This window comes from Citrobacter sp. NCU1 (assembly GCF_010231475.1).
Classification (GTDB): domain Bacteria; phylum Pseudomonadota; class Gammaproteobacteria; order Enterobacterales; family Enterobacteriaceae; genus Citrobacter_D.
The window spans coordinates 47571-71173 of the sequence record NZ_NRDO01000069.1 but is presented as its reverse complement, the minus strand read 5'-3'; the positions used below and the strand labels follow the sequence as shown (position 1 = coordinate 71173).

Annotated in this window: 17 protein-coding genes and 2 pseudogenes; 11 read left to right on the top strand and 8 right to left on the bottom strand. The window is 53.2% G+C overall.

Features of this window, described 5'->3' with window-relative positions:
• Positions 1 to 6 precede the first annotated feature (6 nt).
• Together CJP72_RS19625 and CJP72_RS19620 are read right to left on the bottom strand one after the other, a co-directional pair.
• Positions 7 to 972 (bottom strand): annotated as a pseudogene (locus CJP72_RS19625) (DMT family transporter).
• Positions 973 to 1047: 75 nt separating this feature from the next.
• Positions 1048 to 1872, bottom strand: a complete 825-nt coding sequence (locus CJP72_RS19620; protein ID WP_162382998.1) for an AraC family ligand binding domain-containing protein — start codon at positions 1870 to 1872, stop codon at positions 1048 to 1050.
• A gap of 135 nt (positions 1873 to 2007) precedes the next feature.
• Here CJP72_RS19620 and CJP72_RS19615 point away from each other — a divergent pair.
• Positions 2008 to 2091 (top strand): annotated as a pseudogene (locus tag CJP72_RS19615) (winged helix-turn-helix transcriptional regulator); the annotation flags it as partial.
• 71 nt (positions 2092 to 2162) lie between these two features.
• Here CJP72_RS19615 and CJP72_RS19610 read toward each other — a convergent pair.
• Positions 2163 to 4106, bottom strand: coding sequence for a bifunctional 2',3'-cyclic-nucleotide 2'-phosphodiesterase/3'-nucleotidase (locus CJP72_RS19610; protein ID WP_162382997.1), 1944 nt, complete (start codon positions 4104 to 4106; stop codon positions 2163 to 2165).
• Positions 4107 to 4294: 188 nt separating this feature from the next.
• Here CJP72_RS19610 and cysQ point away from each other — a divergent pair, with 188 nt between their 5' ends.
• Positions 4295 to 5035 (top strand): 3'(2'),5'-bisphosphate nucleotidase CysQ, encoded by a 741-nt coding sequence (gene cysQ / locus CJP72_RS19605; protein WP_162382996.1) that lies wholly within the window; start codon positions 4295 to 4297, stop codon positions 5033 to 5035.
• Here the strand turns inward: cysQ and CJP72_RS19600 are convergent.
• The gene (locus CJP72_RS19600) at positions 5025 to 5582 is read right to left on the bottom strand and encodes a YtfJ family protein (protein WP_162382995.1); all 558 of its coding nucleotides are present in this window, start codon (positions 5580 to 5582) and stop codon (positions 5025 to 5027) included. The two genes, cysQ and CJP72_RS19600, sit on opposite strands and share 11 nt — an antisense overlap.
• 320 nt (positions 5583 to 5902) lie before the next feature.
• On the opposite strand from CJP72_RS19600, the gene CJP72_RS19595 reads away from it, so the two are divergent.
• A complete protein-coding gene (locus CJP72_RS19595; RefSeq protein WP_032616223.1) occupies positions 5903 to 6109 on the top strand; it encodes a DUF1107 domain-containing protein in 207 nt (68 codons plus the stop codon).
• Positions 6110 to 6191: 82 nt separating this feature from the next.
• On the opposite strand, the gene CJP72_RS19590 is transcribed toward CJP72_RS19595, so the two are convergent.
• Together CJP72_RS19590 and msrA are read right to left on the bottom strand one after the other, a co-directional pair.
• Positions 6192 to 7529, bottom strand: coding sequence for a hemolysin family protein (locus tag CJP72_RS19590; RefSeq protein WP_162382994.1), 1338 nt, complete (start codon positions 7527 to 7529; stop codon positions 6192 to 6194).
• A gap of 334 nt (positions 7530 to 7863) precedes the next feature.
• Positions 7864 to 8502, bottom strand: a complete 639-nt coding sequence (msrA, locus tag CJP72_RS19585) for a peptide-methionine (S)-S-oxide reductase MsrA (protein WP_162382993.1) — start codon at positions 8500 to 8502, stop codon at positions 7864 to 7866.
• 214 nt (positions 8503 to 8716) lie between these two features.
• Here msrA and tamA point away from each other — a divergent pair, with 214 nt between their 5' ends.
• Genes tamA through CJP72_RS19570 form a run of 3 tightly spaced genes read left to right on the top strand, consistent with a single transcriptional unit; the run spans position 8717 to position 14573 of the window.
• Entirely contained in the window at positions 8717 to 10450 is a 1734-nt protein-coding gene (gene tamA / locus CJP72_RS19580) for an autotransporter assembly complex protein TamA (RefSeq protein WP_162382992.1), read from the top strand.
• Positions 10447 to 14226 (top strand): autotransporter assembly complex protein TamB, encoded by a 3780-nt coding sequence (gene tamB, locus CJP72_RS19575; RefSeq protein WP_162382991.1) that lies wholly within the window; start codon positions 10447 to 10449, stop codon positions 14224 to 14226. The genes tamA and tamB overlap by 4 nt, the downstream gene beginning before the upstream one ends.
• Before the next feature lie 2 nt (positions 14227 to 14228).
• On the top strand, positions 14229 to 14573 hold the full coding sequence (locus CJP72_RS19570; protein WP_162382990.1) for a gamma-glutamylcyclotransferase family protein: 345 nt from the start codon (positions 14229 to 14231) through the stop codon (positions 14571 to 14573).
• An 852-nt stretch (positions 14574 to 15425) separates the two neighbouring features.
• On the opposite strand, the gene ppa is transcribed toward CJP72_RS19570, so the two are convergent.
• Positions 15426 to 15956 carry an inorganic diphosphatase gene (gene ppa / locus CJP72_RS19565; RefSeq protein ID WP_162382989.1) on the bottom strand — a complete coding sequence of 177 codons (531 nt, stop codon included), beginning with the start codon at positions 15954 to 15956 and terminating at the stop codon, positions 15426 to 15428.
• Between the two features lie 308 nt (positions 15957 to 16264).
• On the opposite strand from ppa, the gene ytfQ reads away from it, so the two are divergent.
• The 4 genes from ytfQ to yjfF all read left to right on the top strand — a co-directional run bounded on the left by ytfQ (position 16265) and on the right by yjfF (position 20882).
• Complete coding sequence (ytfQ, locus tag CJP72_RS19560) at positions 16265 to 17221, top strand: galactofuranose ABC transporter substrate-binding protein YtfQ (protein WP_162382988.1); 957 nt, start codon at positions 16265 to 16267, stop codon at positions 17219 to 17221.
• A 143-nt stretch (positions 17222 to 17364) separates the two neighbouring features.
• Positions 17365 to 18867, top strand: coding sequence for a galactofuranose ABC transporter, ATP-binding protein YtfR (gene ytfR / locus CJP72_RS19555; protein WP_162382987.1), 1503 nt, complete (start codon positions 17365 to 17367; stop codon positions 18865 to 18867).
• Positions 18868 to 18880: 13 nt separating this feature from the next.
• A complete protein-coding gene (gene ytfT, locus CJP72_RS19550; protein WP_162382986.1) occupies positions 18881 to 19903 on the top strand; it encodes a galactofuranose ABC transporter, ATP-binding protein YtfT in 1023 nt (340 codons plus the stop codon).
• Positions 19890 to 20882, top strand: coding sequence for a galactofuranose ABC transporter, permease protein YjfF (yjfF, locus tag CJP72_RS19545; RefSeq protein WP_162382985.1), 993 nt, complete (start codon positions 19890 to 19892; stop codon positions 20880 to 20882). The genes ytfT and yjfF overlap by 14 nt, the downstream gene beginning before the upstream one ends.
• Before the next feature lie 86 nt (positions 20883 to 20968).
• Here yjfF and fbp read toward each other — a convergent pair whose 3' ends face one another.
• Positions 20969 to 21967 carry a class 1 fructose-bisphosphatase gene (gene fbp, locus CJP72_RS19540; RefSeq protein ID WP_162382984.1) on the bottom strand — a complete coding sequence of 333 codons (999 nt, stop codon included), beginning with the start codon at positions 21965 to 21967 and terminating at the stop codon, positions 20969 to 20971.
• 175 nt (positions 21968 to 22142) lie between these two features.
• Between fbp and mpl the strand changes: the two genes are divergently transcribed.
• Positions 22143 to 23510, top strand: coding sequence for a UDP-N-acetylmuramate:L-alanyl-gamma-D-glutamyl-meso-diaminopimelate ligase (mpl, locus tag CJP72_RS19535; protein ID WP_162382983.1), 1368 nt, complete (start codon positions 22143 to 22145; stop codon positions 23508 to 23510).
• The last annotated feature ends 93 nt before the right edge of the window (positions 23511 to 23603 follow it).

The following is a 23603-nucleotide window of genomic DNA, read 5'->3' as shown; positions in this document are numbered from 1 at the left end:
GCAATATCACGACTCTGAAACCGCGACGATGCCTGGCTTTTCTGGTTTCGCTCTCACCGCAATCACCACGCCAATGACCAGCAATGCAATCCCGCTCAGCGTCAGCAGTGGGGGCATTTCTTCACGCAGAATAAAGGTGTACAGCAGACCCGCTAGCGTCTCGAAGACAATCAAGGGGCCGAGGATGACCGTTGGCAAACGCTGGCTGGCCACGTTCCAGCATAACGCGCCGACCCATGAGCACAAGATCGCGATGGCCACCATCAGACAAAGAAACACCGCCGGGCGCGGCCCAAAGGGCAGATCAAACATGGGCGTTTGCCCACTGAGCCAGAGGCAGGCCGCGACATACCCCAACAAAGAAACCGGCAGTGTGACCAGCGCCTGCGCCGTTGCCCACATCATCGGGTGTTTATCCGGATTTTCACGTAGCCAGCGGGCGTTGCGCAGTGCATACCATGCCCAGCACACCACGGAGATCAGCGCCAGAGCGATACCTGAACCATAACGCCAGCCGTTAAAATCGGGCAGCCCCTGTTCCAGCTATGCAACGTTTACACAGAGCAGCCCAATGCCGATCAGCACCAGTGCGGGCGTTAAGCGTAGCCAGGATAATTTGCCGTCACGCTGGCTATAAAGCAGGTTGGCAAATACCGGGATCACCACTGGCAGCGTTCCGATGATCATCGTTGAGACGGGGGCTCCGGTACGCTGAATCGCGCTCGCCAGGCAGAAGTAATAAATCAGATTGCCCATCATCGTTAGCGCCAGCGCAGTCAGCCAGTCTTTACGCGTCAACTGGCGAAGCCGCACGCGGCCAAGCCAGGCAATGGGTAACGCGATCAACCCCAGTGCCAGGTAACGCCCCATCGCCTGCAATACCGCCGGGTATTCCGGTACGATCAACGGCCCGACAAAAATCAGTCCCCACATCAGCCCCGCCAGCAGGGCATACAACACACCGCTAATCATTGTTACATCCACATTATTGAACGTAGTGAGAAGTGTAGGCAGGGAATCCACGTCCGTATTGTATGAGATTGCTGATTAGCCGGAGAACACCTGCTTTTGGTAGCGTACCGGGGTGATGCCGTAGCGATGCGTAAATGTCCGGGTGAGATGGGATTGATCGGTCAACCCGGTGGCTGCTGCCACCTCTGCTGCGGGCATACCGTGGGTGAGAAACGCCTTTGCCCGCCACAGTCGAATCGCCATCAGCATCTGATGCGGCGTCACGTGGAAATGGGCTTTGAACTGGCGCTGAAAGTGCCAGGGGCTTAGCGACGCGACGCGCGCCAGCTCCTCCAGTGTGACAGAATGCATATAGTTATCATGCAGATACTCACGTACACGATCAAAACGGTGTGCGCCTTCGCGCAGCGTCGGCGCATGACGCGCCAGGGGCTGGAACGTGTCGATAAGTGAGAGCAGCAGACCTTTTTGCGCCAGCGGATCGTCTGCGTGCCAGAGTCCCTGGATATGGGTACAAATTTGACGCGATCGTAACGGGTCGTGGCGCATCACGTCCTGAAACCACCAGTGACGGATCCCGGTCACCTCTTCCAGCAGGTAGGGCTCAAGATAGATCATACGGTAGCGCCAGCCGTCGGCCGTGTCGGCCTCGCCGGTATGCAACTCATCGGGATTCATCGTGACGACGGATTGAGCGGGGGCAACATATTGCGTACCGCGATAGCGAAAGCGCTCGGCGCCGGACTCTATGGCCCCGATACCAAACGCTTCATGGGTGTGGGGTTCAAAGGCGTAACGCGAAATGTGGGCATGATAAAGTTCAACGCCGGGAATTTGCGCCAGATGGCGAAAACGGGCGCTGTCTTTCTCATCAATAAACTGTTCTGGTACGCCTTGCACTGTGTCTCTCCCCTGGGCCATCGTTTCATTATCAGAGATGACCCCCGGGGATGCCACTGCAATTAACTAATTTTTAACACCAACAGGAGGCTTTTGACGCTCTCTGTCAGTTATGGCTGCCATCGAACAGCCCCCTTGTTGAGGCAATCTTTGCAGGCGCTGGCGCTGGACGGTTTTGTCAATCGGGTGTCGTATCCGATGGTTCCACCGCACGTAGACAGGCCTGCAGATTGCGTTGACCCGTAGGCCGGATAAGACGCTCTGGCGTCGCCATCCGGCAATGAAAAGCGTTACTGGCTTAAATCCACCTGGTAAATCGCAAAACCGATATCATCGGTGGCGACTTTCTTCAGAGGATACTGTCCTTTCTCTTTAATAAACGCGGCGGCTTTATCGGACGGGGATGTCTCAAAGCGGATATCCAGTGCCGTCTTACTGCTGATGGGGGCCAGACGCCAGTTATTGTCCGCTGCCGGATAGATTGCACCCGCGCGCTTTGTTTCCGCACCAATCCAGGCGGCCAGCACCGCACGGTTCTCATCCGGTGCAGCAAAAGCGATATGATTTTCGCCAGTGCCCGCAAACTTACCACCGTAGGCGCGATAGTTATTGGTGGCGACGAGGAACGTCGCGTTTGGATCAATCGGTTTGCCGTTGAAGGTCAGATTCTTGATGCGTTCAGCATTGGGGTTGACGGTCTGGCATTCGCCGTCATAGCGGGCGGGCTGCGAAACATCCACCTGGTAATTGACCCCATCAATCACATCGAAGTTATAGGTGCGGAATCCATCCCAGTTAATCAGCGACTGCGGTTTGCTGCTGTGGATATCAATCTGATTGAACTGTCCTGCTGAGCATTCCAGCCACTCTTTCACCTCTTTGCCGCTGGCTTTTACGACCACTAGGGTATTGGGGTAAAGGTAAAGATCGGCGGCGTTACGGAAGGTGAGTTGCCCTTTTTCCACCTCGACAAAGCTGGCGGGATCGTTTTTACGACCACCGACTTTAAACGGTGCGGCGGCAGAAAGCACCGGCAGTTTGGCCAGATCCGGATCGCCCTGAATAAAGTGTTCAACATAGGCTTTCTGCGCCATATTCACAACCTGAACGGTCGGGTCATCTTGTACCAGCGCCAGATAGCTGTACATGTTATCTGCGGATTGGCCAATCGGCTTGCCGACAAATTTGCGCGTGGCGTCATGATCGGCTTTCAGAATATCGACCAACTTACGGTCTTCCACTGCCAGCGATTTTTTCGCCGCGGCGTCATAAATCGGACGCGCCTCGGCTTTCGCCTGCGTCACTTGCCATTTCCCGCTGTCGTTGTTAAGCACCAGATCCACCACACCCAGATGATCGCCCCACATGCCCGGCATAACGGCCGGAACACCGTTAAGGGTGCCGTTGGCGATATCCGCGCCTTTAATACTGGCGAAATCTTTGCCCGGGAAGACGGCATGCGCGTGACCAAACATAATGGTATCCACGCCCGGAACTTCGCTGAGGTAGTAAACAGAGTTTTCCGCCATGCTGTGGTACGGATCGGCTGAAAGACCGGAATGTGCAATCACGACCACCACATCGGCGCCGTTGGCGCGCATTTCGGGGACATACTTGCGGGCGGTTTCGGTGATGTCATTCACCGTCACTTTGCCGCTGAGGTTGGTTTTATCCCAGGTCATAATCTGCGGCGGCACAAAACCGATATAGCCGATCCTGAGTGTTTGCTTATTACCGTCCTTATCGATGACGTCAGTCTCTTTGATCAGATAAGGGGTAAACAGCGGCTTCTGGGTCTTAACGTCGATGATATTGGCGTTAACGTAAGGGAATTTTGCACCAGACAGTGCAGCATGCAGATAATCCAGGCCGTAATTGAATTCATGGTTGCCAAGGTTACCAACGGCATAATCCAACGTATTCAAGGCCTTGTAGACAGGGTGAATATCGCCTTTTTGCAGCCCTTTTTCCGCCATGTAATCCCCTAGCGGACTTCCCTGGATCAGATCGCCGTTATCGACCAGAACGCTGTTTTTCACTTCATTTCTGGCGGCATTAATCAAACTTGCCGTGCGTACCAGGCCGAATTTTTCCGTCGCGGTATCTTTGTAATAATCGAAATCCATCATGTTGCTATGTAAATCAGTGGTTTCCATGATTCGCAGATCGACGGTCGCCGCATTCACGCTGGCAGCGATCAGCGTGGCCAGGAGCGTTGCGCTAAACTTAATCATCAGGGGCATCCTTTTAAGATCTAAGCCACAAAAGAAAATGTATCTATATCTTCTTGCTTACAGAATCGTGAATCATGCCATGAATTTACCCGCCAAAACCGCATTCGTTATCACAGTTGGCGGATCCCCTGACGATAGGGTATAAGTAAAACAACGAGTTAACGCCACGGCCACAAACGAGGTGGAGAATGTTAGAACATGTATGCCAGCTTGCACGGAATGCGGGTGATGCCATTATGCAAATCTACGATGGAGTCAAACCGATGGAGATCACCAGCAAGCAGGATGATTCTCCGGTCACTGCGGCGGATCTTGCCGCGCATGCTGTGATACTCGAAGGATTGCTGGCGCTGACGCCGGATATTCCGGTTCTCTCGGAAGAGGACCCACAGAGCTGGGACGTGCGCCAGCACTGGCAACGTTACTGGCTGGTAGACCCACTGGATGGCACGAAAGAGTTCATTAAACGTAACGGGGAATTCACCGTTAATATCGCGCTGATCGACAAGGGTAAGCCGGTATTGGGCGTGGTTTACGCACCCGTCATGAAGGTGATGTACAGTGCGGCAGAAGGAAAAGCCTGGAAAGAAGAGTGCGGTACGCGCAAACAAATTCAGGTACGTGACGCCCGCCCGCCGCTGGTGGTCATTAGCCGCTCGCATGCAGACAGCGAACTGAAAGAGTATTTGCAGCAGTTGGGCGAACACCAGACCACCTCGATCGGATCGTCTCTCAAGTTCTGCCTGGTGGCCGAAGGGCAGGCTCAGTTGTATCCACGCTTTGGTCCCACTAACGTCTGGGATACTGCTGCGGGCCACGCTGTTGCCGCTGCTGCCGGGGCGCATGTTCACGACTGGCAGGGTAAACCTCTGAATTACACGCCGCGTGAATCCTTCCTCAACCCCGGCTTCCGGGTCTCTATTTACTGAGTAACGTATGCAGCAGGGCGATCACCTGCTGCACCTCTTCCTGCGTTAATGCGCCATCTTTTGCCCACTGAATCCGGCCTTCTTTGTCGAGTACGGCGATAGCTGAACTCTCTTCATCCAGTTGCCAGGTTTTACGCGCAATACCGTTGCTGTCGACAATAAATTGCGACCACGGGTAGAGCTTTTTATTACTCTCAAGGCTACTGCGCACGAACATACCGGAACCAGGAATGGCGTCATCCGTGTTGACGATGGTGGTGGTCTGGTATTTGTCGTGCGGCAGATTCGCCGCTTTGATGGCTTCTATCAGCGCCGCGTTTTTCTCTTTGGCTGAAGTGCGTCCGGCAATGTGTTGCAGAATGCGTACTTTCCCTGGCAACTGCGCGCTATTCCAGCTTTTGTAGCTAAACTTATCATTATCAAGAATCAATTCACCGCGATCTGCGATCCCCACTGGCTGCACTCTCTGGTGCATTTCGAAGTTTTGTGCGGAGGCCATCATCGGCAGTAACAGGCATGAGAGCGCCAGAAGCTTACGTAAGGTCATGGTGTTTCCTTATTATTTGCAGGTGATCCGACCACTTGGGTCTGAGATTTAATCATATGTGCGAATAATGCTTTTTCCCGCAAGCGCAATGCCAGTTTGCGGACGGGCGCACAAATCCTGCGAAAAATGAAGGCTTATACTGAATCCAGCGCATCAGTGAAAAGATAATTCTGAATAAGTGTAATGGAAAGGTAAATAAACTTATACACGCTGGAAACATTGTCGAGATAGTCTATAGTCATATGGCATTAAAATTTGCGCCTTAGAACAGTTGGGCTGATTGTGGCACCGCAAAGGCGTAATGCTCAGCAGGAGACAAAATGAAAATTTTCCAACGGTACAACCCGCTGCAGGTGGCGAAGTACGTGAAGATCCTGTTTCGTGGACGGTTATATATCAAGGATGTCGGCGCTTTTGAGTTTGATAAAGGTAAGATTCTTGTCCCAAAAGTGAAGGACAAACAGCATTTTTCTGTGATGTCCGAAGTTAACCGTCAGGTTATGCGTCTGCAAACTGAGATGGCTTAACCGAAGTGCTATGCGATAGTTAAAGCAGTATAAAAAAACGGCTCCTGAAACAGGAGCCGTTGATGTTTCTAAGGCGCGCAGTTTATGCCGCGCTCTCTTCTTTGGCATCGGGCAGTTTCGGCGCCAGCGTCGTGGGTTTCGTGCCGAGTCGCGTGACCAGCAGCTGATCGATACGGTAGTTATCGATATCCACCACTTCAAACTTGTAGCCGGAAAACTTCACCGAGTCGGTACGTTTCGGGATTTTTCGCAGCATAAACATCATAAAGCCGCCAATGGTTTCGTAGTTACCCGACTGTGGAAATTCGTCGATATCCAGCACGCGCATAACGTCGTCGATAGGCGTACCGCCATCAATCAGCCAGGAATTCTCATCACGCGCGACAATCTGTTCTTCCAGACCCTGACCCACCAGGTCGCCCATTAATGTCGTCATCACATCATTGAGGGTGATAATACCCACCACCAACGCGTACTCATTCATGATCACGGCAAAATCTTCGCCCGCGGTTTTGAAGCTTTCCAGCGCTTCAGAGAGGGTTAATGTGTCCGGAACGATGAGCGTATTGCGGATCTGGACGCCGCTGTTTAGCGCCATGCTCTGGTTCGCCAGTACGCGGTTGAGCAGATCTTTTGAGTCAACGTAGCCAATGATGTGGTCGATGTCTTCGTTACAAACCAAAAATTTCGAGTGCGGATGCTCCGCCACTTTGTTTTTCAGACTCTGTTCGTCTTCATGCAGATCAAACCAGATCACGTTTTCACGCGAGGTCATGGAAGAGGGCACGGTGCGAGATTCCAGTTCGAACACGTTTTCAATCAATTCATGTTCCTGTTTACGCAGTACGCCTGCTAATGCACCGGCTTCGACAACGGCATAGATATCATCAGAGGTAATGTCGTCTTTACGTACCATCGGCAATTTGAAGATGCGAAAAATCATGTTCGCCAGACCGTTGAAGAACCACACCAGCGGGCGAAACACGAACAGGCAGAAGCGCATCGGGTTGATGATACGCAAAGCAACAGCTTCCGGCGCAATCATACCGATGCGTTTCGGGGTTAAATCCGCGAACAAAATAAACAGACCGGTGACCAGTGAGAAAGAGAGAATAAAGCTCAGTTGCTCGGAAAGTTCCGCCGAGAAGTAAGTAGAGAACAGTGAATGAAATGCCGGAGAAAATGCGGCGTCGCCCACGATACCGCCGAGAATGGCGACCGCGTTCAGACCAATTTGCACCACGGTAAAGAACATCCCCGGGTTTTCCTGCATTTTCAAAACGCGCTGCGCGTTGATGTTGCCTTCATCAGCCAACAACTTAAGTTTAATTTTACGTGAGGCGGCAAGCGAGATCTCGGATATCGAGAAGAACGCACTCACAGCGATCAAGCAGAGAATGATTAAAATACTGTTTAACATATCTTATCCGGCGTTATGCCAGATCCTCGGAAGGGAGTTGATACTCGTCGTCTTTCAGGCTGCGGGTGCGTTGGCCGCACTCATTCACCCCGGTCACATAGTTATCTATGCTCCCGGGGATTCACGAGTTTGCCGCCTTCCTGCAACCCGAAATCCATAGAGTATAAATCCATATGAAATACACATTGAAAACCGGCCCGAAGGAAGTGAGCCGGTAATTTCAGTCGCTAGTATAGCGTAAGGTACTGTAATGCTGCCAGAGGGTCAGATTTCGACAGTTCCGGCGTCCTGATTCGCGTCGGATCATCAGGTGCGGCAGGGCGGCGTCAAAACATCATGCCTCTGGCGGCAGGCATACCCCAATTCCGCCAATGCCGCAGTAGCCGTAGGGATTTTTGTGCAGATACTGCTGGTGGTCATCCTCGGCGTAGTAAAACGGGGTGGCGCGGCTAATCTCGGTAGTGATGCGGCGATCGTCATTGGCTGCGATCATCGCCGCCTGAAAACGTTCCAGACTGGCGTGGGCGGCGGCGTCCTGTTCCGGCGTCAGTGGATAGATGGCGGAACGGTACTGGGTTCCCTGATCGTTGCCCTGACGCATACCCTGCGCCGGGTCGTGGTTCTCCCAAAAGACCTGTAGCAACTGCTCATAGCGGATAACTGTGGGATCGTAGACCACCCGGACGGCTTCGGCATGACCGGTTTGCCCGGAGCAGACTTCCCGATAGGTGGGATTTGGCGTATAGCCGCCGGTATACCCCGCCGCCGTGCTATATACCCCCGGTAATTGCCAGAATAAACGCTCAACGCCCCAAAAACAGCCCATGGCAAAGAGGGCAATTTCCATCCCTTCAGGCACATTTGTCATAGAGTGTGCGTTTACCGCATGCAGAGTGGCTACCGGCATCGGGGTATTGCGTCCGGGTAAAGCATCTGCTTGAGTAACCAAATGCTTTTTATCAAATATGCTCATGGTGCAGTCCTCCCAAAAACTGTCATTTGGTTTAAGGTTGTAACAAGACGCTTCTTTGCACACAATAACTATTGTGAATGTGTCTAAAGTAAACATAAGAAATATTTGGGTTGTTGTCTGTTTTTCAATCTTTATTGTTGAATTTTTGTTAAGCCATTGGATGGTGTAGCGTTCTTTTTCCAGGGGTAGGAAAAAAGGATATTCAGGAGAAAATGTGCCACATATCCGTCAGTTATGTTGGGTCGGCTTGCTGTGCTTAAGTGGCTCTGCCGTCGCCGCGAATGTCCGTCTACAGGTTGAAGGCTTATCGGGAGCGCTGGAAAAAAACGTCCGTGCCCAACTGTCGACGATTCAGGGTGATGAAGTCACGCCAGACCGGCGTTTTCGCGCGCGCGTTGATGATGCTATCCGCGAAGGGTTAAAAGCGCTGGGCTATTATGAGCCGACCATTGAATTTGATTTACGTCCGCCTCCGGCGAAAGGGCGTCAGGTATTGATTGCCAAAGTCACGCCGGGTCAGCCAGTGTTGATTGGCGGCACTGAGGTCATTTTACGCGGCGGCGCGCGGACCGATAAAGATTATCTGGCCTTGTTGAAAACGCGGCCGGCGCTGGGAACCGTGCTGGATCACAGTGACTATGACAACTTCAAAAAGTCGTTAACCAGCGTCGCGCTGCGTAAAGGGTATTTCGACAGCGAATTTAATAAGAGCCAGTTGGGCATTGCGCTTGACCGTCATCAGGCGTTCTGGGACATCGACTATGATAGTGGCGAACGTTACCGCTTCGGACATGTCACGTTTGAAGGTTCGCAGATTCGTGACGAATATCTGCAGCATCTGGTGCCGTTTAAAGAAGGTGATGAGTACCAGTCGAAAGATTTGGCGGAGCTTAACCGCCGTCTTTCAGCCACCGGATGGTTTAACTCGGTGGTCGTCGCGCCTGAGTTCGATAAAGCCCGTAAAACGAAAGTCCTGCCGCTGAAAGGCGTTGTGTCGCCGCGCGTAGAAAACACCATTGAAACCGGTGTGGGCTATTCGACCGACGTTGGGCCGCGCCTGAAAGCCACGTGGAAAAAACCGTGGATGAACTCTTACGGCCACAGCCTGACGACCAGCACCAGTATTTCAGCGCCGGAACAGGTGCTGGATTTCAGTTATAAAATGCCGCTGCTGAAGAACCCGCTGGAGCAATATTATCTGGTGCAGGGCGGCTTTAAGCGTACGGATCTCAACGATACCGAATCAGACTCCACCACGCTCGCCGTCTCCCGGTATTGGGATCTTTCCAGCGGCTGGCAGCGCGCCATTAATCTGCGCTGGAGCCTCGACCACTTTACCCAAGGGGAAGTCACCAATACCACCATGCTGCTGTATCCTGGGGTGATGATAAGCAGAACGCGCTCACGCGGTGGGTTGATGCCGACGTGGGGGGATTCACAGCGCTATTCTATTGATTATTCGAATACCGCCTGGGGTTCCGATGTGGATTTCTCGGTGTTTCAGTTGCAAAACGTCTGGATACGCACCCTGTATGATCGCCATCGCTTTGTGATGCGCGGCAATCTGGGATGGATAGAAACGGGTGATTTTGACAAAGTGCCGCCGGATTTGCGTTTCTTCGCCGGGGGCGATCGCAGTATTCGTGGCTATAAATACAAATCTATCTCGCCAGAAGATAGCAACGGCGACCTGAAAGGGGCCTCGAAACTGGCGACCGGCTCGCTGGAGTACCAATACAATGTCACCGGAAAATGGTGGGGCGCGGTGTTCGTTGATAGCGGCGAAGCGGTCAGCGATATTCGCAGAAGCGACTTCAAAACGGGCGCAGGTGTGGGCGTACGCTGGCAATCTCCCGTCGGGCCAATCAAGCTCGATATCGCGGCTCCTGTCGGCGATAAAGAAGAAAATGGTATGCAGTTTTACATCGGTCTGGGGCCAGAATTATGAGTCTATGGAAGAAAATAAGCCTCGGCGTACTGGTTTTTATTCTGCTGCTGTTGGGAACCGTGGCGTTTCTGGTGGGGACCACGACAGGGCTGCATCTGATCTTCAATGCGGCGAATCGTTGGGTGCCGGGGCTGGAGATTGGTCAGGTCACGGGAGGCTGGCGTGATCTGTCGCTAAAGAACATTCGCTATGAGCAGCCCGGCGTGGCGGTGAATGCGGGCGAGGTGCATCTGGCCGTCAAACTCGACTGTCTGTGGAACAGTAGCCTGTGCGTTAACGATCTGTCGCTGAAAGACATTCGCGTTGCCATCGACAGTAAAAAAATGCCGCCGTCTGAAGCCGTGGCAGAAGAAGAGGACAGCGGTCCGCTGAACCTTTCTACGCCTTACCCGATCACGCTTTCACGCGTGGCGCTTAATAACATCAACCTCAAAATTGATGACACGACGGTTTCGGTACTGGATTTTACCTCCGGTCTGAACTGGCAGGAGAAAACCCTGACCCTGAAACCGACATCGCTTCAGGGGCTGCTCATCGCCTTGCCAAAGGTGGCGGACGTCGCGAAGGAAGAGGTGGTTGATCCGAAGATCCAGAACCCGCAGCCAAATGAAAAACCGTTGGGCGAGACACTGAAAGATCTGTTCTCCAGACCAGTGCTGCCGGAAATGACCGATGTGCATTTGCCGCTCAATCTTAACATCGAAGAATTTCGCGGCGAGCAGTTGCGTATTACCGGTGATACCGATCTGACGGTTCACACTATGCTGCTGAAGGTGAGCAGTATCGATGGCAACATGAAGCTGGATGCGCTGGATATCGACTCCAGCCAGGGGAGTGTCAATGCCACCGGCAGCGCGCAACTGAGCGATAGCTGGCCGGTAGACTTCACCCTTAACAGCACGCTGAATATCGACCCGCTCAAAGGCGAAAAGGTGAAGCTGAAAGTGGGGGGCGCGCTGCGCGAGCAACTGGAGCTGGGCGTTAATCTTTCTGGTCCGGTCGATATGGTGCTGCGTGGCCAGACACGTCTGGGGGAAGCGGGATTACCGCTCAATCTGGAGATCGTCAGCCAGCAACTTTCCTGGCCGTTTACCGGCGACAAGCAGTTCCAGGCAGACGATCTTAAACTCAAGCTCACCGGCAAGATGACCGACTATACGTTGTCGATGCGTACGGCAGTGAAGGGGCAGGAGCTCCCTTCGGCCACCATTACCCTGGATGCGAAAGGTAACGAACAGCAGATCAACCTCGATAAACTCACCGTCGCGGCGCTGGAAGGTAAAACCGAACTGAAGGCGTTGCTTGACTGGCAGCAGGCCATTAGCTGGCGCGGCGAACTGACGCTGGATGGCATCAATACGGCAAAAGAGATCCCCGACTGGCCATCTAAGATCAATGGATTGATTAAAACCCGGGGCAGCCTGTACGGTGGAACCTGGCAGATGGAAGTACCAGAACTCAAACTGACCGGTAACGTGAAGCAGAACAAACTTAACGTAAACGGTTCACTGAAGGGGAACAGCTACCTACAGTGGATCATTCCGGGACTGCATCTGGAGCTGGGGCCGAACAGCGCGGATGTGAAAGGGGAGCTGGGGGTAAAAGATCTCAATCTTGACGCCACCATCGACGCGCCGGAGCTCGACAATGCGCTGCCGGGGCTGGGCGGGACGGCAAAAGGTTTAGTGAAAGTACGCGGTACTGTTGACGCGCCGCAACTGCTGGCGGATATCACGGCACGCGGTCTGCGCTGGCAGGAACTGTCGGTGGCGCAGGTTCGAGTCGAGGGCGATGTCAAATCGACCGACCAGATCGCCGGAAACCTCAACGTTCGCGTTGAGCGAATCGTGCAGCCTGACGTCAATATCAATCTGGTAACGCTGAATGCCAAAGGCAGTGAAAAGCAACATGAACTGCAACTGCGGATTCAGGGGGAGCCGGTCTCCGGACAGCTCGATCTGGCGGGAAGCTTTGACCGTAAGGAAGAACGCTGGAAAGGCGCTCTCAGTAATACACGCTTTCAGACGCCGGTTGGCCCGTGGTCTCTGAACCGCGCCATCGCGCTGGACTATCGCAATCAGGAACAGAAAGTCAGTATTGGACCGCACTGCTGGACGAATCCGAATGCCGAACTGTGCGTACCGCAAACCATTGATGCGGGCGCAGAAGGGCGGGCGGTGGTCAACCTTAACCGTTTTGATCTCGCGATGCTGAAAGCGTTTATGCCGGAGACCACCCAGGCCAGCGGCGTATTTAGCGGCAAGGCCGATGTGTCCTGGGACACCACCAAAGAAGGATTACCTCAGGGGCAGATTACGCTCAACGGCCGTAATGTGAAGGTGACGCAGACCGTCAACGACGCGCCGCTGCCGGTCGCGTTTGAAACGCTGAACCTGACTGCCGATCTCCACAACAATCGCGCGGAGCTGGGGTGGTTGATTCGCCTGACCAACAACGGTCAGTTAGACGGGCAACTGCAAGTGACCGACCCACAGGGACGACGCAATCTTGGCGGCAACGTCAATATTCGTAATTTCAATCTGGCGATGGTGAACCCCATTTTCTTGCGGGGTGAGAAAGCGGCGGGAATGTTGAATGCCAATCTGCGTTTAGGCGGTGATGTGCAAAGCCCGCAAATGTTTGGCCGATTGCAGCTCAGCGGTCTGGATGTCGACGGGAACTTTATGCCGTTTGATATGCAGCCAAGCCAGCTTTCGATGAACTTCAACGGGACGCGTTCAACGCTTGCAGGGGTGGTGAGTACGCAGCAAGGGCAAATAAACCTGAGCGGCGATGCTGACTGGAGCCAGATAGACAACTGGCGTGCGCGTGTCGCGGCGAAAGGCAGCCGGGTACGGATCACCGTACCGCCGATGGTGCGCCTTGATGTCTCGCCTGATGTGGTGTTTGAGGCGACGCCGAGTCTGTTCACCCTCGATGGTCGGGTGGATGTGCCGTGGGCGCGCATTGTCGTTCATGATCTGCCGGAAAGTGCGGTGGGCGTCTCCAGCGATGAGGTGATGCTCAACAATAATCTGCAGCCAGAGAACCCGCAGAGCGCCTCGATTCCGATCAATAGCAACCTGACTATCCATGTCGGTAATAACGTGCGTATGAGTGCTTTCGGGCTGAAAGCGCGACTGACTGGCGATCTGAAAGTGGCACAGGACAAGCAAGGTCTGGGGCTGAACGGGCAGATCAACATTCCAGAAGGCCGCTTCCACGCCTATGGTCAGGATTTGATTGTGCGCAAAGGCGAACTGTTGTTCTCGGGTCCTCCGGATCAGCCGTTGCTCAACATCGAAGCCATCCGTAATCCAGAGGCGACCGAAAACGATGTGATAGCCGGTGTGCGTGTTACCGGGACAGCGGATGAACCGAAGGCGGAGATCTTCTCTGACCCGGCGATGTCCCAACAAGAAGCGCTCTCTTATTTGTTGCGCGGTCAGGGGCTGGACAGCGAACAGAACGACAGCGCAGCGATGACATCGATGCTTATTGGTCTGGGGGTTGCACAAAGTGGTCAGGTTGTGGGTAAAATCGGGGAGACATTTGGCGTAAGCAATCTGGCGCTGGACACACAAGGGGTGGGTGACTCATCCCAGGTTGTGGTCAGCGGGTATGTACTGCCAGGTCTACAGGTGAAATATGGTGTGGGTATATTTGACTCTTTAGCGACACTCACGCTACGTTATCGTCTGATGCCCAAGCTATATCTGGAAGCGGTGTCTGGCGTAGATCAGGCACTGGATTTGCTCTATCAGTTCGAGTTTTAGCAATGCGAATATTTGTCTACGGCAGTTTACGACGCAAACAGGGCAACAGCCACTGGATGACCAACGCCCAGTTGCTGGGCAACTACAGTATCGATAATTACCAGTTGTATAGCCTGGGCCACTATCCAGGCGCAGTTCCGGGAAACGGGACGGTACACGGTGAAGTTTATCGTATTGATAATGCTACGCTGGCCGAGCTTGATGCCTTGCGCACCAGGGGCGGTGAATACGCACGTCAGTTGATCCAGACGCCGTACGGAAGTGCATGGATGTATGGGTACCAACGTTCGGTTGACGGTTTAACGTTGATTGAAAGCGGTAACTGGTTAGATAAAGACCAGTATTAAGATGAATGCGCCACCTTCGGGTGGCGTAGTTTTTTTACGCTGACTTGCTGCAGACACTCCACATGGGCCGTTTAACCTTCTTTCCCGACCGGGCGCTTTCTTAAAAATAAAGGGATGAACAACATGATGTACGGTGCAATGAGCCATATCAGGCATAACGCTCGCGAATAGCCGTAATAGTTGAGGCAACGGGTATTGCTTGAGATAACAGGCAGAAAGAAGAACAAAAAAATAAGAAGGGCAAAATCGCTTTTATAAGGGAGCCATAAGTAAAACAAAAACCAGACAATCTGGAATGTCATAATACAAAGATACTGCCATTTGCTGTCGTGGCCGTAACAGTCAAACGCCTTTATGTAACCCATTTTTATGTTCTGAAGATAGAAACTTAGCATGTATTACGCTCATGAACACGACGGTCAGAAATGTATTGACAAAACACTCTAAAAACGAAATTTTAATGTAATGTATTTGTTTTATCGACAAAAAATGAAATGTGTCAGTATGAAAAATTGTTACGTTTGAATTCGTAATATACTTAACTCGCTGCCATGAAATAATATAACTAGTGGTGATTATCACACCTTTTTATATTCCAGAGTTAGATGGTATGGCGAGTCCTGAATAATAAATAACAACCAATGAAGATCATAACAGTATGTAAGTAATGATAAAGGTGAATCAATAATCCCCACTATATATGATAGGCTTGATTATATTTCGATACGTTTATGGTTAACAATGATATGGGAATGTTCTCAATGTCAGGTGGCGGATATCACAAAAAAGCAGCCAGTTATCTCTGGCATAAAAAAAGCCCCGACATGCGGGGCTTGATATTCGCGGTAAGAATTACTTCTTCGCAGCGCGCTCGAAGGAAGCCACGATTTCAGCTTTCGCTGCTTCTGCGTTGTCCCAACCGTCAACTTTAACCCACTTGCCTTTTTCGAGGTCTTTGTAGTGCTCGAAGAAGTGAGTGATTTGCGCTTTCAGCAGTTCCGGCAGATCGGTCACATCTTTGATGTGATCGTATTCTTTGCTCAGTTTGGTGTGCGGTACCGCAACCAGTTTCGCATCTTCACCGGCTTCGTCGGTCATTTTCAGAACGCCAACCGGACGGCAACGAACGACAGAACCCGGCTGCAGCGGGTACGGAGTCGGGACCAGAACGTCTACCGGATCACCGTCCAGGGACAGGGTGTGGTTGATGTAACCATAGTTGCACGGATAGAACATCGCGGTAGACATGAAACGGTCAACGAACAGTGCGCCGCTCTCTTTGTCAATTTCGTATTTGATCGGATCGGCATTTGCCGGGATCTCGATAACAACGTAGATATCTTCAGGCAGGTCTTTACCCGCTGGGACGTTGAGTAAGCTCATGTCTGTTTCCTTTAAAATGTATGGCAAACTAGTGGCAAGTATTATAGCCAACTCGTGGCGAAAGTCTTCGCTTGTTTTCGTATTCGTCCACGCCCCTTCGCTGTTTTTAGCGCATTTACATGACAGAAAAATCCATAACCACAGCTGCATTTTTCATAAGTGAATGGAAGCGATTACAAACTTGTGATTAACGTTTTATTTACTTTTTTGAAGTGTGATGCAACGCAATTCGTTGCATGTTCGATTGTCTATAGTTTTTCCGCGACTGTTTGTTAATCAACGATAACTCACCCGACGAGGACGCACTTATGTGGAAGCGCTTACTTTTAGTTACAGCAGTTTCGGCAGCTATGTCGTCTATGGCGATGGCCGCCCCTTTAACCGTAGGATTTTCGCAGGTCGGCTCTGAATCCGGCTGGCGCGCCGCTGAAACAAACGTGGCGAAGAGTGAAGCTCAGAAACGCGGCGTTACGCTAAAAATCGCCGATGGCCAGCAAAAACAAGAAAACCAAATTAAAGCGGTGCGTTCATTTGTCGCCCAGGGCGTGGATGCGATTTTCATCGCGCCGGTTGTGGCAACGGGCTGGGAACCGGTGTTGAAAGAAGTCAAAGATGCCGGGATACCCGTGTTTCTGCTTGATCGTTCCATTGATGTCAAAGACAAATCTCTCTATATGACCACCGTCACCGCCAACAATGTGCTGGAAGGGCAACTGATTGGCGACTGGCTGATTAAAGAGGTGAACGGCAAGCCGTGTAACGTGGTTGAACTGCAGGGGACGGTCGGCGCCAGCGTGGCGATAGACCGCAAGAAAGGGTTTGCGGAAGCCATCGCCAAAGCGCCAAACATCAAAATCATTCGCTCGCAGTCTGGCGACTTTACCCGCAGTAAAGGTAAAGAGGTGATGGAAAGCTTTATCAAGGCGGAAAACAACGGCAAGAACATCTGCATGGTATACGCCCACAACGATGACATGGTGATCGGCGCGATTCAGGCAATTAAAGAAGCCGGTCTGAAGCCAGGCAAAGACATTCTTACCGGATCTATCGACGGGGTTCCGGATATCTATAAAGCGATGATTGACGGAGAAGCGAACGCCAGCGTTGAACTGACGCCGAACATGGCGGGGCCTGCGTTTGACGCGCTGGAGAAATATAAGAAAGACGGCACCATGCCAGAGAAGCTGACCGTGACTAAATCGGTTCTCTACCTGCCGGATACCGCCAAAGAAGAGTTAGAGAAGAAGAAAAATATGGGTTATTGAGTTCGCGCACTCTCTGTAGGCCTGATAAGCGCAGCGCCATCAGGCGTTGAAATGCCGGATGGCGACGCACAGCGTCTTATCCGGCCTACAAACCCAGCTGAACCAGGCCTACGGGGCGCCGCGCTGTGTACCGGAGGAATACCATGACCACCGAACAACATCAGGAAATCCTCCGTACAGAGGGATTAAGCAAATTTTTTCCCGGCGTCAAAGCGCTGGATAATGTCGATTTTAGTCTGCGTCGTGGCGAAATTATGGCGCTGCTGGGGGAAAACGGCGCCGGGAAATCGACGCTTATCAAGGCGTTGACCGGTGTGTATCATGCCGAACGCGGCACTATCTGGCTGGAAGGCCAGGCTATCTCGCCTAAGAATACGGCTCATGCCCAGCAACTGGGTATTGGTACGGTCTATCAGGAAGTGAATCTGCTGCCGAACATGTCGGTGGCGGATAACCTGTTTATCGGACGCGAACCCCGGCGTTTTGGCCTGCTGCGACGCAAAGAGATGGAAAGGCGCGCCACCGAGTTGATGGCCTCTTATGGATTTTCCCTTGATGTGCGCGAGCCGCTCAACCGCTTTTCGGTGGCGATGCAGCAGATTGTGGCGATTTGCCGGGCCATCGATCTTTCTGCGAAGGTCCTGATCCTTGATGAACCCACCGCCAGTCTGGATACCCAGGAAGTTGAGATGTTGTTTGGGTTGATGCGCCATCTGCGCGATCGCGGCGTCAGCCTGATCTTCGTGACACATTTTCTCGACCAGGTGTACCAGGTCAGCGATCGGATCACCGTCTTGCGTAATGGCAGCTTTGTCGGTTGTCGTGAAACGCGCGAACTCCCGCAGATCGAACTGGTGAAAATGATGCTGGGGCGTGAGTTAGATACTCATGCTTTGCAGCGGGCGGGAAGAACCCTGCTGAGTGACAAACCGGTGGCGGTATTTAAACACTATGGCAAAAAGGGGACCATCGCCCCCTTTGATCTGGAAGTTCGCCCAGGCGAGATCGTCGGTCTGGCGGGACTTTTAGGTTCAGGGCGTACGGAAACCGCAGAGGTGATCTTTGGGATCAAACCCGCAGACAGCGGCAGCGCGATGTTCAAAGGCAAACAGCAAACGCTGCGCTCGCCGCACCAGGCGTCGTGTCTGGGGATCGGTTTCTGCCCGGAGGACAGGAAAACAGATGGCATTATTGCCGCCGCCAGCGTCCGGGAAAATATTGTTCTGGCGTTACAGGCGCAGCGTGGCTGGCTACGACCGATTCCCCGCAAAGAGCAAAATGACATTGCCGAACGCTTTATTCGCCAGTTGGGTATTCGCACCCCGAGCGCCGATCAACCGATTGAATTTCTTTCCGGCGGCAATCAGCAAAAAGTGCTGTTGTCGCGCTGGCTACTGACCAAACCGCAGTTTCTGATCCTCGATGAACCCACGCGCGGTATCGACGTTGGCGCACATGCGGAGATCATCCGCCTGATCGAAACGCTGTGCGCAGACGGTCTGGCGTTGTTGGTGATTTCATCCGAACTGGAAGAGCTGGTGGGGTATGCGGATCGCGTCATTATCATGCGCGATCGCAAACACGTGGCGGAGATCCCTCTGGCAGAACTGTCCGTACCGGCGATCATGAACGCCATTGCGGCCTAAGGAGATCATGGTGATGCCTCAATCTCTCCCTCATTCTACCCCGCCGAAAAAACGCTTTCGCTGGTCGACGGGGATGCCGCAACTGGTCGCGTTAGCCTTGGTGCTACTGGTCGATAGCGTGGTGGCACCACACTTCTGGCAGGTGATATTGCAGGATGGCCGACTCTTCGGTAGCCCGATTGATATTCTGAACCGCGCCGCCCCTGTGGCGCTGTTGGCGATTGGTATGACGCTGGTGATTGCCACCGGGGGCATCGATCTTTCTGTCGGGGCGGTGATGGCGATAGCCGGGGCGACCACTGCCGCCATGACGGTCGCCGGGCACAGCTTACCCGTCGTTCTGCTTGCAGCGTTGGGGACGGGGGTTCTGGCGGGGTTGTGGAACGGTATTCTGGTGGCGATCCTTAAAATCCAGCCGTTTGTCGCGACGCTAATTCTGATGGTCGCCGGGCGCGGGGTCGCGCAACTGATCACCTCCGGACAGATCGTGACCTTCAATGTACCGGCTCTCTCGTGGTTTGGCAGCGGCTCGCTGCTGCTGTTGCCGACGCCGGTCATTATCGCCGTGTGCACGTTGGTGTTGTTCTGGCTGTTAACCCGCAAAACTGCGCTGGGGATGTTTATTGAAGCCGTGGGGATCAACATCCGGGCCGCCAAAAATGCCGGGGTAAACACGCGGATTATTGTCATGCTCACCTATGTGCTGAGCGGCGTGTGCGCCGCCATCGCCGGTATCATCGTTACCGCCGACATTCGCGGCGCTGACGCTAATAACGCCGGATTATGGCTGGAACTGGATGCCATTCTGGCGGTAGTCATTGGCGGCGGATCGCTGATGGGGGGGCGGTTTAATCTGCTGCTCTCGGTGATAGGCGCGTTGATTATCCAGGGGATGAATACCGGGATTTTACTGTCTGGCTTTCCGCCAGAGATGAACCAGGTCGTTAAAGCCATCGTCGTATTGTGCGTGCTGATTGTGCAGTCTCAGCGCTTTATCAGTGTGATAAAAGGAGTGCGTGGTCATGATAAAACGTAATTTACCGTTAATGATCACCCTCGGGGTTTTTGTACTGGGTTACCTCTGGTGCCTGACACAGTTTCCCGGTTTCGCCTCCACGCGGGTGATCTGCAACATCCTGACCGATAACGCCTTCTTAGGGATTATCGCCGTCGGGATGACCTTTGTGATCCTCTCCGGTGGGATCGATCTCTCCGTCGGCTCGGTGATCGCCTTCACCGGTGTGTTTTTGGCGAAAGCCATCGGTGACTGGGGGATTTCGCCGCTGTTGGCTTTTCCGCTGGTGCTGGTGATGGGCTGTGCGTTTGGGGCATTCATGGGGTTGCTGATTGATGCGCTGAAGATCCCGGCGTTTATCATTACCCTCGCGGGGATGTTCTTCTTGCGCGGCGTCAGCTATCTGGTGTCTGAAGAGTCGATTCCAATCAACCATCCCGTGTATGACACGCTCTCGAGTCTGGCGTGGAAAATTCCCGGGGGCGGTCGTCTGAGCGCGATGGGGTTACTGATGCTGGCGGTGGTGGTGATAGGGATCTTTCTGGCTCATCGTACGCGGTTTGGGAATCAGGTGTACGCCATCGGCGGGAGTGCGACGTCTGCGAACCTGATGGGGATTTCAACGCGCAGTACCACCATTCGCATCTATATGCTCTCGACCGGACTGGCGACGCTTGCTGGCATTGTGTTCTCTCTCTATACCCAGGCCGGTTACGCGCTGGCGGGGGTTGGCGTCGAGCTGGACGCTATCGCCTCGGTGGTGATCGGCGGTACGCTGCTGAGCGGCGGCGTGGGGACGGTGTTAGGCACACTCTTCGGCGTGGCCATTCAGGGGCTGATTCAAACCTACATTAACTTTGACGGGACGCTCAGTTCCTGGTGGACGAAAATCGCCATCGGTATTTTGTTGTTTATTTTTATTGCGCTACAACGAGCGCTGACGGTGTTGTGGGAGAATCGGCAGAATGCGGTGGTAACGCGCGTGGCGACGAAGCCATAACGCGCCGGGCGGCGCTAATGCAACAGTTCGACATCAGAGACAGGCCCGATAAGCGAAGCGCCATCGGGCCTTTTCAATGACAGGAATTACGCGTCCGGGAACTCACGGATAAAACGTTCGACGTCTTCAACCATATGGTTGTTACCCACGAAGAACGAACGACGCTGGTGCAGGCTTTCCGGGGTGATATCCAGAATGCGCTCTTTGCCATCACTGGCCTTGCCGCCGGCTTGCTCAGCCAGGAAAGCCATTGGGTTGCATTCGTACAGCAGGCGCAGTTTCCCGTCCGGGTGGCTGGCGGTGCTTGGGTAGAGGTAGATCCCGCCTTTGAGCAGGTTACGATGGAAATCCGCCACCAGGGAACCAATATAACGCGAGGTGTACGGGCGCTGTGTTGGCTTGTCTTCTTCCTGGCAGAATTTGATGTATTTCTTCACACCCATCGGGAAGCGAATGTAGTTGCCTTCGTTAATGGAATAGGTGCTTCCTTTTGCCGGAAAACGCATACGTTCCTGGCTGAGGCAGAAAACGCCGAGAGAGGGATCATAGGTGAAGGCATGTACGCCGCAACCGGTGGTATAGACCAGCATGGTTGAGGAGCCGTAAACGACATAACCCGCCGCCACTTGCTTGTTACCGGGTTGCAGGAAATCTTCTTCGGTAACCGGTGTGCCTACAGGCGTAACACGGCGGTAAATGGAGAAGATCGTACCGACAGAGACGTTCACATCGATGTTAGAAGAGCCATCCAGAGGGTCCATCAGGACAACATACTTCGCGTGTTCACACCCTTCAAAGACGACAATTTCATCTTCTTCTTCAGAGGCGATACCAGCAACAATATCCCGCGCCTTCAGTGCTGCTTTCAGTTTTTCGTTCGCGAACAGGTCGAGTTTTTGTTGAACCTCGCCCTGTACGTTCTCAGCACCGCTGGCACCCAGGATATCGACCAGTCCGGCCTTGTTGATATCGCGGTGGATGATCTTGGCGCCCAGCTTTATCGCCGACAGCAAAGCAGTGAGTTCACCCGTAGCATGAGAAAACTCGTGCTGCTTTTCGACAATAAATTCACCTAACGTTTTCATAACACTTTCCCTGCAATCTATGTGGAGTAAAGCGACCGCAGCAATCTTAACAAATATTACGTGGGTTGCGCTCAAGTGAATCGCGCCAGCAAACTACAGATTCGCCTGAAATACATTTCTCAGTCGCATAACATGTGCGTAAAATGGCTCCCAGATTAAAAAAGGATAGTGACGTATGCGCATTCATATTTTGGGAATTTGTGGCACTTTCATGGGCGGTCTGGCGATGCTGGCGCGCTCGCTCGGTCATGAAGTAACGGGTTCGGACGCCAATGTGTATCCGCCGATGAGTACCTTACTTGAGAAGCAGGGGATCTCTCTGATTCAAGGGTATGATGCCAGCCAGCTCGACCCACAGCCGGATCTGGTCATCATTGGCAATGCCATGACCCGTGGTAATCCGTGCGTTGAGGCGGTGCTGGAAAAAAACATTCCCTTCATGTCTGGCCCACAGTGGCTGCATGATTTTGTTCTGCGCGACCGTTGGGTGCTGGCGGTTGCGGGAACGCACGGCAAAACCACCACGGCGGGGATGGCGACCTGGATTCTGGACTTTTGCGGTTACAAACCGGGTTTTGTGATTGGTGGCGTGCCGGGCAACTTTGAGGTCTCCGCGCGTCTGGGCGAGAGCGAATTCTTCGTCATCGAAGCTGACGAGTACGACTGCGCGTTCTTCGACAAACGCTCCAAGTTCGTTCACTACTGCCCACGTACGCTGATCCTGAATAACCTTGAGTTTGACCACGCGGATATCTTTGACGATCTGAAAGCGATCCAGAAACAGTTCCACCATCTGGTGCGTATCGTTCCGGGACAAGGGAAGATCATCTGGCCTGAAAACGACATCAACCTGAAGCAGACGATGGCGATGGGATGCTGGAGTGAACAGGAACTGGTCGGCGAGCAGGGCCACTGGCAGGCGAAGAAACTGAACACCGAAGCGTCTGAGTGGGAAGTGTGGCTGGACGGTGAGAAAGTCGGTGAAGTGAAGTGGGCGCTGGTCGGCGAACACAACATGCACAACGGGCTGATGGCGATTGCCGCCGCACGTCACGTGGGCGTGCTGCCTGCTGATGCGGCTAACGCGCTGGGATCGTTTGTCAATGCGCGTCGCCGTCTGGAACTGCGCGGGCAGGCCAATGGCGTAACGGTGTATGATGATTTTGCGCATCATCCAACGGCCATTCTCGCGACCCTTGCCGCCCTGCGCGGTAAAGTGGGCGGCACTGCGCGGATCATCGCCGTACTGGAACCGCGTTCGAACACCATGAAGATGGGCGTCTGCAAAGACGATCTGGCGCCGTCGTTAGGACGCGCGGATGAAGTGTTCCTGCTGCAACCGCAACATATTCCGTGGCAAGTCGCGGAAGTCGCAGAAGCGTGTGTACAGCCTGCTCACTGGCATGCCGATGTGGATACATTGGCGGATATGGTGGTGAAAACCGCCCAGCCAGGCGACCATATTCTGGTGATGAGCAACGGTGGATTCGGTGGGATCCATCAAAAATTGTTAGACAAACTCGCGGCGAAAGCGCAGCAGTGATCGACCGGGTGTAATGTCACGATGGCCAGCGTAATCCTGCTGGCCTTTTTTATTCCTTCGCCCTCGTTGCGAAGGCTTTTTTTTACTCGTTTT

Coding starts and splice junctions, on each gene's coding strand:
- CJP72_RS19610 (WP_162382997.1), bottom strand. CDS start 4,106: ATGATTAAGTTTAGCGCAACGCTCCTGGCCACGCTGATCGCTGCCAGC.
- cysQ (WP_162382996.1), top strand. CDS start 4,295: ATGTTAGAACATGTATGCCAGCTTGCACGGAATGCGGGTGATGCCATT.
- CJP72_RS19600 (WP_162382995.1), bottom strand. CDS start 5,582: ATGACCTTACGTAAGCTTCTGGCGCTCTCATGCCTGTTACTGCCGATG.
- CJP72_RS19595 (WP_032616223.1), top strand. CDS start 5,903: ATGAAAATTTTCCAACGGTACAACCCGCTGCAGGTGGCGAAGTACGTG.
- CJP72_RS19590 (WP_162382994.1), bottom strand. CDS start 7,529: ATGTTAAACAGTATTTTAATCATTCTCTGCTTGATCGCTGTGAGTGCG.
- msrA (WP_162382993.1), bottom strand. CDS start 8,502: ATGAGCATATTTGATAAAAAGCATTTGGTTACTCAAGCAGATGCTTTA.
- tamB (WP_162382991.1), top strand. CDS start 10,447: ATGAGTCTATGGAAGAAAATAAGCCTCGGCGTACTGGTTTTTATTCTG.
- CJP72_RS19570 (WP_162382990.1), top strand. CDS start 14,229: ATGCGAATATTTGTCTACGGCAGTTTACGACGCAAACAGGGCAACAGC.
- ppa (WP_162382989.1), bottom strand. CDS start 15,956: ATGAGCTTACTCAACGTCCCAGCGGGTAAAGACCTGCCTGAAGATATC.
- ytfQ (WP_162382988.1), top strand. CDS start 16,265: ATGTGGAAGCGCTTACTTTTAGTTACAGCAGTTTCGGCAGCTATGTCG.
- ytfR (WP_162382987.1), top strand. CDS start 17,365: ATGACCACCGAACAACATCAGGAAATCCTCCGTACAGAGGGATTAAGC.
- ytfT (WP_162382986.1), top strand. CDS start 18,881: ATGCCTCAATCTCTCCCTCATTCTACCCCGCCGAAAAAACGCTTTCGC.
- yjfF (WP_162382985.1), top strand. CDS start 19,890: ATGATAAAACGTAATTTACCGTTAATGATCACCCTCGGGGTTTTTGTA.
- fbp (WP_162382984.1), bottom strand. CDS start 21,967: ATGAAAACGTTAGGTGAATTTATTGTCGAAAAGCAGCACGAGTTTTCT.
- mpl (WP_162382983.1), top strand. CDS start 22,143: ATGCGCATTCATATTTTGGGAATTTGTGGCACTTTCATGGGCGGTCTG.